Origin of the sequence: Shewanella mangrovi (assembly GCF_000753795.1) — a bacterium.
Lineage (GTDB): Bacteria > Pseudomonadota > Gammaproteobacteria > Enterobacterales > Shewanellaceae > Shewanella > Shewanella mangrovi.
This window is the reverse complement of record NZ_JPEO01000001.1, coordinates 402,254-414,458: the sequence shown is the minus strand read 5'-3', so window position 1 is coordinate 414,458 and position 12,205 is coordinate 402,254. Positions and strand designations below refer to the sequence as shown.

At 51.7% G+C, this 12,205-nt stretch carries 8 protein-coding genes; 2 read left to right on the top strand and 6 right to left on the bottom strand.

Annotated features, from left to right (window positions below):
• Positions 1 to 5: 5 nt before the first annotated feature.
• From HR45_RS01650 to HR45_RS01635, 4 genes are all read right to left on the bottom strand, one after another.
• Positions 6 to 437 (bottom strand): hypothetical protein, encoded by a 432-nt coding sequence (locus tag HR45_RS01650; RefSeq protein WP_037439031.1) that lies wholly within the window; start codon positions 435 to 437, stop codon positions 6 to 8.
• 215 nt (positions 438 to 652) lie between these two features.
• Positions 653 to 1,939: a serine hydrolase domain-containing protein gene (locus HR45_RS01645; RefSeq protein WP_037439029.1), complete on the bottom strand. Its 1,287-nt coding sequence runs from the start codon at positions 1,937 to 1,939 to the stop codon at positions 653 to 655.
• A 262-nt stretch (positions 1,940 to 2,201) separates the two neighbouring features.
• Positions 2,202 to 2,651: a PaaI family thioesterase gene (locus HR45_RS01640; protein ID WP_037439027.1), complete on the bottom strand. Its 450-nt coding sequence runs from the start codon at positions 2,649 to 2,651 to the stop codon at positions 2,202 to 2,204.
• Between the two features lie 81 nt (positions 2,652 to 2,732).
• Complete coding sequence (locus HR45_RS01635) at positions 2,733 to 3,341, bottom strand: DUF2238 domain-containing protein (protein ID WP_037439025.1); 609 nt, start codon at positions 3,339 to 3,341, stop codon at positions 2,733 to 2,735.
• 156 nt (positions 3,342 to 3,497) lie between these two features.
• On the opposite strand from HR45_RS01635, the gene serA reads away from it, so the two are divergent.
• Both serA and ygfZ read left to right on the top strand, forming a co-directional pair.
• Positions 3,498 to 4,727, top strand: coding sequence for a phosphoglycerate dehydrogenase (gene serA, locus HR45_RS01630; protein ID WP_037439023.1), 1,230 nt, complete (start codon positions 3,498 to 3,500; stop codon positions 4,725 to 4,727).
• A 112-nt stretch (positions 4,728 to 4,839) separates the two neighbouring features.
• The gene (ygfZ, locus tag HR45_RS01625; RefSeq protein ID WP_037439021.1) at positions 4,840 to 5,805 is read left to right on the top strand and encodes a tRNA-modifying protein YgfZ; all 966 of its coding nucleotides are present in this window, start codon (positions 4,840 to 4,842) and stop codon (positions 5,803 to 5,805) included.
• 56 nt (positions 5,806 to 5,861) lie between these two features.
• On the opposite strand, the gene HR45_RS01620 is transcribed toward ygfZ, so the two are convergent.
• Positions 5,862 to 6,881, bottom strand: a complete 1,020-nt coding sequence (locus HR45_RS01620; protein ID WP_037439020.1) for a response regulator — start codon at positions 6,879 to 6,881, stop codon at positions 5,862 to 5,864.
• Between the two features lie 22 nt (positions 6,882 to 6,903).
• On the bottom strand, positions 6,904 to 12,171 hold the full coding sequence (locus HR45_RS01615) for a PAS domain S-box protein (protein ID WP_037439019.1): 5,268 nt from the start codon (positions 12,169 to 12,171) through the stop codon (positions 6,904 to 6,906).
• Positions 12,172 to 12,205: the final 34 nt, after the last annotated feature.

Below are 12,205 nucleotides of genomic sequence, written 5' to 3'. Positions count from 1 at the left end.
AGGGATTACCCTAAAATAGCGTGCAGAAAGCCACCAGCAATCAAACACACCAGCCCGATTTTTGCGGCACGACCTAAGCGCACCTGCTTTAGAAAGTGCAAATCTCGGCGCATCGCACCGGTGGCGATATTGCCGATGGCACACTCAATCAAGATTAACGCCGCACCGAGTGAGGTGAAACAGGACGGCAGCAGTGCCCAGCGTAACCCCGCACCAGTGAAGCTCTGGTAAATCACCTGCAGTTGCATCAGCACCACAACCAGCGCCAAGCACAGCAAAATATTACGGCTAAGCGGCGGCAATTTTTGCGCTGCCTTTGCGTCAGCACTCAGGTTTGTCTGGGAATGATTTTTGGCAAGTTCTGAGGAATCCTCTTGCGAAGGGTTTTGCGAATGCTCTTGCGAAGAGCTGTGCGGTGCTTCCGGGGCAGCGTTCATGGTAAGTCCTTTACTACATTGACTATGTCAGCAACAGATTCGCTGAGTTCGGCGTTTACTCTACCACAGCACGTGCCGCTGAATTGACTCAGTTTTGGTGAAACTCTGTAACCCGTTCTTACCCGCGCGAACGAATTTGCGATGACACTGACAGATGCGCACTAACGCTGGCAAGTGCGCATAGTCAGAGGGGGAAATACGGGCAAGCGTTTAGGCTAATCAAACATGCGATACACCTGCTGCACCACTTGCGGATACAGATCGTCGCGTTGATATTGATTGATGTAATACAGCACTATCAATTGGTTTTCTGGGTCGACCAGATAGCCCGTGCCCATCATCCCGCCCCAACCGTAAGCTGTGTTGGACACGGCAGCCGCAGGTCGTTGCAACTGAAACAGCTCAAAGCCTAAGCCAAAGCGGAATTTGTCTTCCACATCATTGGAATTAGACGGCAACCGATTAATTTGGGTCATCTGAGCTACCGTTTCCGGTTTCAGAATGCGCACACCGTTGAGCTCGCCTTGATTCAGCATCATCTGCAAGAATTTGGCGTAATCGCCGATCGGACCATTGAGGCCAATTGCCCCTTCGGCATAGCGATGATCGCGGGCAACCGCGCCTTGGCGATACAGATTTGGCTCAGCCACCAACTTGCCATCGATGCTGCTGTAAGCGCTCACAAATCGACTCAGTTTATCAGGCGCATAGAACCAAGCTGTGTCATTCATACCCAGTGGTTTAAGCACCTTGTCGGTGACATATTGCTGTAGCGATTGGCCGCTGATGCGTTCAATCAAGTAGGCCAACATATTGGTGCTGACGTGATAACGCCACTCGCTGCCGGGATCAAAACCCAGCGGCCAGCGAGCCAGCTCTTGCATCTCATCTTTTAAATAGGGCCGTTGATAGTTATCACTGTGGCTCCGTTGCCCCGCGGGATATTGGCTGACAGCTTTACCATCCCATACTAGTGTCGGCAGATCGGTTTGCTCGGCATCGCCCCAACGCAATTTCGGCACTTGCCCAGCATTAAAGCCCGCCGTGTGCGACAACAGGTGCACAAAGGTCATCGGCGTTGTCACTGGCCGCGTTTGATAGCTGCCATCGGCATTGATTTGGGTTAATACGGTGTTGGGGATCTCAGGGAAATAGTTCGCTACCGGATCATTCACGTCCACCAATCCCTGCTCGACCAGCGTCATAAACGCGACCGAGATAATCGCTTTGGTTTGCGAAAACAGCACATAGTAGTCATCGGTGGCGACCGGGATCTGCTGCTCGATGTTTTTCCAGCCGAAGCCTTTTTGGTACACAACCTGACCGTTCTTGGCGACCAAGGTCACCACATTGGCGAGCTTATGGCTGTCGATAAAGGATTGCAGCAGTGCATCGAGCTTCTGCTGCTCCGCCTGATTGAGCTGCACTGCCGCAGTAGGGCTTGAGTGTTGAACTTTCGCAGCGCTTGCCACACCTGCAGCAGTGGCAAATTGCGCCAGCATTGCTCCACCCGCGCAGCTTAAACACCACACGGCTTGGCGCCAAAAACGAAATGATTTGCAAGAAGTTGAGTGGCGATGCAACACAGGGCGAGTCCTCCGCTGAAACTGAAATAGCCATTATCGTTACCATTTATAATACAAATAAGTAACGATAAATAGCCTCAGCTTACGAGAAGCGCGACAGACTCACACAGTGATAGCACGCGAACCTAGGTTGAACTGAAGTGTCGCATCGCAGTTCGCGTGACTGATTGAAGGGAACTTACTTGGCGTCGGGGCGTTTTACTACCGCGGCGGTCATACGCGAGATGCAGGTCAATTCACCGGCAGCGTTATAGATTTTGACTTCCCAGACTGAAGTGCGACGCCCGAGGTGAATCGGCTTAGCAATGCCTTTAATCTCACCGCTGCGGGCAGCTTTGATATGGTTGGCGTTAATCTCTTGGCCAACGCAGTAATACTGTTCAAAGTCGACCACAAAGTTGGCCGCATAACTGGCCACCGTTTCGGCCAATACCACGTTAGCGCCGCCATGCACCATGCCGATAGGATTATGAATGGCGGGTGTCGCTGGCATGGTCGCCACCAGATAGTCCTCACCAATTTCCGTCACTTTAATCCCCAGCGTTTGCATCAACGAGCCTTTACCACCGAGGCCCTTATCCAAACGTGCACAATCTTCCACAGTGACTTCACGAAACCAGATACTCATTTAGCGATTCCTTATTTTCCTTATGCCGCGCTCAGTGTAAGCCTTGTGTTGCAGAGTACCAAATAGCCTTTGGCCTAACCCTCACAATGATGGTTTCAGTGCCGCCAACTGCTGGTTATGCCAGCGACTAAGCAGCAACATGGCACAGATAGCACCAATTAACGCCATCAACATGTCGGACTGGGTATCCCACACATAACCTTGAGTGCCTAAGAAGGCTTCGGCTTCATCACCAGTAGCAACCGCGACCCACCATTCAATCAGTTCATAAAAGGCGGATAACGCTAGCGCAAAGCAGCAACATAAAAAGCCGCACCAGCCGCTGGGCTTGAGCACCTGATTGCGCAGCAGCACTTCGCGGCACAACATGGCGGGAATAAAGCCCTGAGCAAAGTGCCCCAACTTGTCGTAGTTATTGCGCTGCCAGTCAAACCAAGTGGCTATCCAATCAAACAATGGCACTTCGGCATAAGTGTACTTAGCGCCCACAAATAGCACGCAGCAATGCAGTAGAATCAATGTGGAAATGAGTGCCGTTGGCGGATGTTTCCATTGAAACCAACCAAGCAACGGCAGTGCGATAAGACCGGGGGCAGCTTCCATCCACCAAGTAAACATATCGTGGGGCTGATATAGCGACCAGATGAGGACGATTGCATAAACTAATAGCCAAGCGGCGGTTTTTTTCAATTTTCTGCTCCAGTTTCGCTATTGTTCTAGATCTAAAATAAACACTTTAGCCATCTAGCCCTCCACAGCGACTGAAAAAGGTGCTAATTTTAGCCTTGTGTTGACGGGGAGCTTAACACATCACGCATCAAACTATCGTTAAGGGGTATCGAAATCATGGCGAAACACTCGCTGGACAAGGACAAAATCAAGTTCCTGCTGTTGGAAGGCGTCCACCAATCTGCTGTAGAAGTACTGCAGCGTGCTGGTTACACCAACATCGATTATCACAAAGGTGCACTGGCGGGTGACGATCTCATTAACGCCATCAAAGATGCACACTTTGTCGGGCTGCGTTCCCGCACCCAACTGACCAAAGAAGTGCTGGAACAAGCAGAAAAATTGGTCGGCGTGGGCTGCTTCTGTATCGGTACCAACCAAGTTGACCTGAAAGCGGCAGAGCTGCTGGGTGTACCAGTATTTAACGCACCATTTTCTAACACACGTTCAGTGGCAGAGCTGGTGATTGGTGAAATCATCATGCTGATGCGTGGTATCCCACAACGTAGTGCAACGGCTCATCGCGGCGGTTGGTTAAAGAGCGCCAAAGGCAGTTATGAAGTACGGGGTAAGACCTTAGGCATTATCGGTTACGGCCATATCGGTACCCAGTTGGGGATTCTGGCGGAAACCTTGGGTATGCGCGTGGTGTTCTACGATATCGAAGACAAACTGCCACTGGGTAACGCGCAACAAGTTCGCTCGCTGGCGGAAATGCTGGCGCAAGCTGATGTGGTCAGCCTGCACGTACCAGAAACACCTTCAACCCAAAATATGTTTGGTACCGCTGAGCTGGAAGCACTGAAGCAAGGTGCATTCGTGATTAACGCATCACGCGGTACTGTGGTGGATATCGATGCGCTGGCTGACGCTGTTAAAGCGGGTAAAGTGGCAGGTGCTGCGGTTGACGTATTCCCAGTTGAACCTAAATCTAACGATGATGAATTCCAAAGCCCGCTGCGTGGTTTGGACAATGTGATTCTGACACCGCACGTGGGCGGTAGCACTGAAGAAGCACAGGAAAACATCGGTATCGAAGTGGCTGGTAAGCTGGCGAAATACTCAGATAACGGTTCGACTGTGTCTGCGGTTAACTTCCCAGAGGTATCGCTGCCGCAATATCACGAAACCTCACGCTTGTTGCACATTCACAACAACCGTCCGGGTATTCTGATCAAGATTAACCAAGCCTTCTCTGAAAAAGGCATCAACATTGCGGCCCAATATCTGCAAACCACACCAGATATCGGTTATGTGGTAATGGAAGTCAACACCAGCCAAGCCGCAGAAGCACTGGAACAGCTGAAAGGCATTGAAGGGACTATCCGTACTCGCCTGCTTTACTAAGCTGGCTATTCGCGACAATTTTACAGGGCGTCCTTAGTGGCGCCCTGTTTATTTGAGCCAGATCCGGTACAATCGCAGCACTTAAGTTGCAACTTCCTGCAGGACAAACTTTATGGGCATTTCTGTAACCGCGCCCGCTTGGGCACTGGACGCCGGTACGCCGGAGTTATTGCTTTCCCCTCTTAATCACCTTGGCGTGATCAGCGTTACGGGTGAGCAAAACCGCACCTTTATTCATGGTCAAGTGACTGCCGATATCACCGCGGTCGACGCCAACGACTGGCGCTGGGGCGCTCATTGTGATGCCCGCGGCAAGATGCAGTCAGCATTTCGCGTGTTCAGCGTCGGCGATGCGCTGATGTTGTTGATGCCGAAAGACACCTTAGCCGGCGATCTGCCGGAATTTAAAAAATACGCCGTGTTTAGCAAAGCCGAGCTAACCGATGCCTCGGCTGATTACAGCCTGATTGGTGTTGCTGGTGCTCAAGCCGCCAGTTGGATCAGTGCTAAATTTGCCGCATTTGATGCCAGCCAAAAAGTATCACAGCTGGAAAATGGTGCGATTTTGCAAGATGGCGAACGCTTTATTGTGCTGCTGCCAACCGCAGAAGCGGAAACCTTGCTGGCCGGTGAAACCGCTGTAGACGATGTTGCTTGGCGCGCGTTGGAAATCCTCGCGGGTTACCCTAATGTGCCAGCGGCACACCAAGGGCAATTTGTGCCGCAGATGTGCAACCTACAAGCCGTAGATGGCATCAGCTTCAGCAAAGGTTGCTACATGGGCCAGGAAACCGTAGCGCGGATGAAATATCGCGGCGGTAATAAACGTGCGTTGTATATTTTGACGGGTAAGGCGAGCACGGCGGTGACAGCTGAAAGTCAGTTGGAAATTGCCATGGACGATGGCTTTCGCCCAATCGGTGCCATCATTGAGGTGGCACAGCAAAACGATGTGGTATTACTCACTGCGGTATTGCCAAACGATACCCCAGTCGGGGCGAAATTGCGGATTGCTGAGGATGCAGCTAGCGACCTCACCGTCGCACCACTGCCATACTCATTAGCAGATACAGAGTAAGCACCACGCCTACTCCTGCCTTTTACAAGAAAACGGAATACAACTTGAGTATTCCGTTATTCTTCGTCCAGATACTGTAATCTAATCTGCTCCACCTGCGGCAGAATCTTTTTAAAGCACAACACCAGATGCGGGTCAAAATGCTTGCCCGACTCCTCTTCGAGTAGCTTAATCGCATCGGCTACCGGCCACGCCTTTTTATAGGGTCTGACCGATGTCAGCGCATCAAACACATCTGCTATCGCCACAATACGCGCTTCAATCGGGATCTGCTCGGCACGCAGACCTTCAGGATAGCCACCGCCGTCCCAACGTTCGTGATGATATAAGGCAATCCGCCGCGACATCTGCAGTAAAGGATCGGGATGCTCGCCAATGATCTCGGCACCGATATTGACGTGCAGCTGCATAATTTTCCATTCGTCGCCATCGAGCTTACCCGGCTTACGCAAAATCGCATCCGGCGTGCCGATCTTGCCAATGTCATGCATCGGCGCAGCGTTATAGATAATGTCGCAAAAACTGTCGGGTAAGCCGGCATCTTGGGCGAGCAACTTAGAGAAATGGCTGACGCGAATCACGTGGGTGCCGGTTTCGTTATCTTTGTATTCGGCGGCGCGTCCAAGTCGCTTGATGATTTCAAAACGGGTTTGTTGTAGCTCAGACGTGCGTTCCTGAACCTGCTGTTCCAGATGCCGCCGTTGATCGTACAGATTGAGTTGACTGCGCACCCGCGCTTTCACAATAGCGGCACTGATGGGTTTAGTGATGTAATCAGCGCCGCCAATCTCAAACCCCAGCTGCTCGTCGGCTTCTTCAGTCATGGCGGTGACAAAAATCACCGGAATAGCACAGGTCATCGGATCCTGCTTGAGCCGCTGGCAAACCTCATAACCGCTCATGCCAGGCATCATCACATCCAACAGAATAATATCCGGTGGCGACTTCTGCGCCAGCTGCAGTGCCTTAGGGCCGTCAATCGCCACTTTTACACGATAATCGTCCGCGAGAATGCCCACCAGAATATCAATATTTTCTGCAGTATCATCCACGACTAACACGGTCGCTTTTTCCATCCACTCTTCTCCGTACTACGGCTTAACTTCCAAGTTCATTGAGCAATGTTTGTATTGCAGCGGCGGCATCATCGTAACGGTAGGCGGCTACCATAGTGGCGACCGGCTTTAACTTCCTTGCCAGCTGGCTATCCGCTTGTTGCTGCAATTGTTGAATACTGACCACCGCCTGAGGATCGGCATCTTCCAATATGGCCAACAGTTCGCTGAGATGTGGCGCTAACTCAGCCTCAGGTATTTGGCTATTGGTTGCGGCTGCATCACTGTCTTGTTCACCAAGTTGCCAGCGTTCAATGGCGCTGACAATCATTTTTATGCGACTTTCGATGGCGTCAAGCAGCTGTTGAAGTGGCGCTTGTTGCTCCAGTGCTATTTCTAAGTTGCGCGCATCCTCACTAAGACCTTCACTGGCGAGATTACCCGCCAGTCCTTTGAGCGTGTGCACCAATCGCTGCGCGTCGGTCAGTTTGTCAGCGGCCAACGCTTGCGTAATCTCCGCCACCACATCGCGTTGCCCTTCAGCAAAACGTTCCAAAATACGGTGATACAGACGTTTTGAGCCTTGTACCAGTTGCAAACCGCGGTCAACGTCGATGTCATCGCACACCGGCCAGTTCACCATCTGATGAGAATGAATTACATCAGCGGGTGCTAATTCGAGCGCATCTCCGGCAGCGCTATCGCCCAAATAATGCAGCAGCGTCTGATACAGCAGACTGACTTCAATCGGCTTCGCCAGATGATCATTCATCCCTGCCTCAATGCAGCGCTCGCGGTCACCGCTCATGGCATTGGCGGTCATCGCCACCACCGGCAAGTCGGTAAACTGGGGCTGTTTACGCAGTTCGCGGGTTGCCTGATAGCCATCCATCACAGGCATCTGACAATCCATCAGCACGAGATCAAACGGCTGTTGTGCCAATAGTTCCAGCGCTTCCTGACCATTATTGGCTATGGTCAGTTGCATGCCAGCCTGTTTCAGGAATTCTGAGGCAACCTCTTGGTTCATTTGGTTATCTTCCACCAGCAGAATACGTTTGCCACGCAGCTGATGCATGGCCACATGCGTTGTCTGCTGTTTACGCCGCACTGGCAGCGTGCCCTCTTTGCCGAGTGCCGACATAATACAGTCGAGCAAGCGTGAGGCACTGGCAGGTTTTGCGACATAGCCATTAATGCCGTTCTCTTCTAGCTGCTCCAGCAGCTCCTGACTGGCATGGGCCGATACCATAATAATCAGCGGGCTATCATCGATTTCATGGATTTTGGCAGCGGTTTCCACGCCATCCATTTCCGGCATCATCCAGTCAATTAGTGCTAAGCCGTAACCCGTGCTTTGATATTTATCGATCGCCTCATAACCACTGCGGGCGGTATCTACCACAAACCCCATACTTTCTAGCGTGGACTTCAGAATCGTGCGCGCGGTGGCGTTATCATCAACCACCAATACGGGCATGCCTTCGAGTTCGCGTTCGACTTTCAGCAGGGTGTTATCGGCCACATTGAGTTTGACGCTAAAGAAGAAGGTGCTGCCATTGCCATATTGGCTTTCTACGCCAATTTCGCCACCCATCAGCTCGACGAGCTGCTTGGAAATCGCGAGTCCGAGGCCGGTGCCGCCATAACGGCGCGTGGTGGTGCTATCGGCTTGCGAGAAGGAACGGAATAGCTTTTGTTGTTGCTCCTGAGTTAGGCCAATGCCGGTGTCTTTGACGGCAAACTTGAGCACAATTTGCTTATCGTTACGGGACAATTCAGTGACTGACAACATCACTTCGCCCTGTTCGGTAAACTTAATCGCGTTGCCGATCAGATTCACCAGCACCTGATTTAACCGCAGCGGATCGCCTTCAAGGTTGCCGGGGATATTGGGCGCGACCGAGAACAATAACTCCAGTTGCTTGTCGGCGGCGCGCAATGAAAACATATCGGCTAAGTCTTCCAGCAGGTTATCGAGCTGGAATGGCACGGTTTCAATATCCAGTTTGCCGGCCTCGATTTTTGAGAAGTCGAGGATGTCGTTCAAAATACCCAACAGTGAGCGCGATGAGCGTTCAATTTTCTCTAAATAGTCGTGCTGTTTATTATCGAGTTCAGTCTGCAAGCAGAGCTGCGACAGGCCGATAATTGCGTTCATCGGCGTACGGATTTCGTGCGACATATTGGCAAGGAAATCACTCTTGGCATTACTGGCGGCATCGGCCTGATCGCGCGCTTCCAATAAGTCTTGCGATAGCGTCTTCAAGGCCGAGATATCCGCCATGGTCATCACCACTGACATGGTATCGACTTTGTCGGTTTTATTGCGCAGCACCGCATTAACCGCCATCCACTTACAACTGCCATCCGCGCTGATGATTGACCATTCAGCGCTGAAGTTTTGCATCTCGCCACGATTGAGTTTGGCAAGCAGCTCCGCCGCCTCTTCGCGTTGTTCTTCTGCCAACAAGTCGACAAACAAACGATGCTTGAGATTCTGTACCGGGATGTCCAGATAGTTGCCAAAGAAGTCATTGCAGTCGAGGATCACGCTGGCACTATCGAGATTGACAATGCCCATCCCAGCGCAGTCAAACAGAGCGCGGAAATGCGCTTCGCTGCGCTCCAATTCGGTTTCCATGCGTTTACGATCGCTGACATCCATCAGATAGCCGTTCCACAGCAAACCTTCTGGTGTATTGCTGCCACGGGCCCCCGCTTCTAACCAGCGATAGCCGCCGTTGGGGTGCTTAAAGCGAAACACGATATTCCACTGCATGCCCTGTTTGCCGTTGAGCAAACGCGTGATGAGTTGCCGATCATCCGGATGCACCCGGCTCGCCACCAGATCATATTCGCCCACCACTTCATCACGGTGATAACCCAAAGTGCTGATGGAGGAGTTGGAGATAAAGGTAAAGCGCCGCGCTTCGTCCACATCAACCAATAACTGATACACAGTACAAGGCACAGATTCGGTAATATTTTCCAGCTGTTGCCGCGACTCCAGTAGGCGCTCGTTCGCTAGCTTGGTTTCGGTAATGTCATTGAGACTGCCATCGAAATATAACGGCTCGTCGTTGTCATCGTAGCAGGCCTTGGCTTTTTCATGGATCCAGCGAATTGAGCCATCACGATGACGAATGCGAAACTCCACTTCCACGGCGCGATGCTCGGCAATGGCGCTTTCAATCGCTTTCACGTGTTTAGGCAGATCTTCAGACACAATGAGCGACGATAGTCCGGTTTCACGATGATTGAAGAAATAGGAGGTCGGATAGCCGGTGATATCGGTGATGTTGTCGCTGACAAATTCCAGCGGCCAGCCTTCTTCCACATAGACACGGAAAATGGCCACCGGCACGTTAGTGGCTAAGCTGCGAAAGCGTGATTCACTTTCACGGATCTTGCGCTCTACCGCGATCTGCTCGGTCATATCGTGGATAGAAGCAGCCACCTGACGGCGACCATTAAGATCCGGTGGCAGTTTACTCAGGCCAATTTGCGCCTGAAACTGACTGCCATCGGCCCGCAGTACCGGGAATGATTTGCCAAAGCCCATGATGCGGTCTTTGCCCGCTTCAACAAAGCCATCACGCAACTGCGCATGGTGACCACGAAACTCTTCCGGCACCAATTGCTCCACTTGCAGTGACAACAACTGCTTGGCGCTATATCCGAGCAGCGATTGGCAGCGTGAGTTACTGAATACCAGTTTGCCGCCATCATCAATAATCAACATGGCTTCGGGCGCCGCTTCCAACACCGCATTTGACCATGTAGCGGAAGAAAACTGCTCGGTAACATCGGTAAACAACATCTCCACCGACACCACTTGATTATCTTCGTCAATAAATGGCTGCATGAAGACATCGAGGCGGTGCAGCATGCCTTCCGCATTTTGCATTTCGACCTGGTGTGGCGGCACTGATTCGCCATTGAAAGCGCGTTCCATGTACTGCCAGTTTTTCTCATTCAGTGAATGACTGGAGAACAAGCGTTGATATTTACGCTTCACGATCTCCGGGCTGATACCAAGCACTTTCTGTACGCCGTCACTGACATGCAGTAGCTGACCATCATGTCCCATTGAGCAATAAAATGACTTCTCACTCATGCCGTCAATCAGCTGGGCAAAGCGATTACCGCGTGAGTCCAGCAATGCCTGCTCACGTTGCGCTAACATTTGTGCCATCTGGTTAAAACTGCTGGTCAAAGTGGCAATTTCACGCACGCCGCGACGGGGTTCCGGCAGCGGTTCGAGCTTGCCGTGGCTAAAGCGGCTGATGCCCGCTTCGAGCAGCTCTAGCGGTTTGGTCAGACGCCGAGCGGTGTAGTAACTGGCAAGCACTAACAGTAACACCAAAGACAACAGCCCGAGGGTCATGATGGCAAAATCAAGTAGAAACGACAGCCATAACTGACGCGTAGGCGTCAGCACCACAACCCGCCAATCCAGCGGGGCGACCTTGCTGACACTGGCCAGATATTCGGTGCCATTCGTCGCAGTAAGATTGATCTGCTGTCCGACGCTATTTAACACCCGCTGCGCTTCAAGGCCGTCCTGACTGTTTGCAAGCCACAGCTTTAGCTGTTGCTCTTGTTTTGACACTTGGCCGGGCGCGTAAATCAGCAAGCCACGATGGTCGATAACCAACAGCTTATTGGCATCAATACCGAGCTGTTCCGGCATAGAGCCAAGAGCAATATCGGCCGTCACCACCCCTAAAGGTTCATCACTGTTACCAAAGGGATGGGAGAAGGTCACCATCAGCGCGTCACCTGCGCCGGAATCAAAATAAGGAGTGGTCCAATAGCCGTTCGGATGTTTTAGCGCCTCAGTCCACCATTGCCACTCGCCATTACTGTAGTCGTAGGCTTCTTGGCCGATGTCCATGTTGGCAATACTGAGATCTCGCCGATAAGCGTAGGGTGCAAACCTTGGCTGCGCGCTAAACATCCCCGGTTTAAAAGCAATGGCGCCGCCAAACAGGCCATTATTGCGCTGTAAGCGGCTGGATAACACATCGTAGAGATAGTTGGGCAGTTGCGCTGCTTGCCATTGAATATTATTGAGTGAGGACGCTAAGGTTTGGGTGTTGGATTGCGCCAAAAATAACTCAGATTGCAACTTTTGTGCGGCATCTTCTGATTGCTCTTCCAGCTCGCTAAAAAAGGTATTTCCCTGATACTGGTAGTTCAGCCACCCAGCAATGCAATAAATCAGGGTCATGACAATAATTAGTGGAATAGCAAGCTGCGATAGAATACGACGCCGAAAGGTCTGAAATGACGCAAGATCCCGCATTAATGATTCCCTTTAGTCAGCTGCTCTGATTACG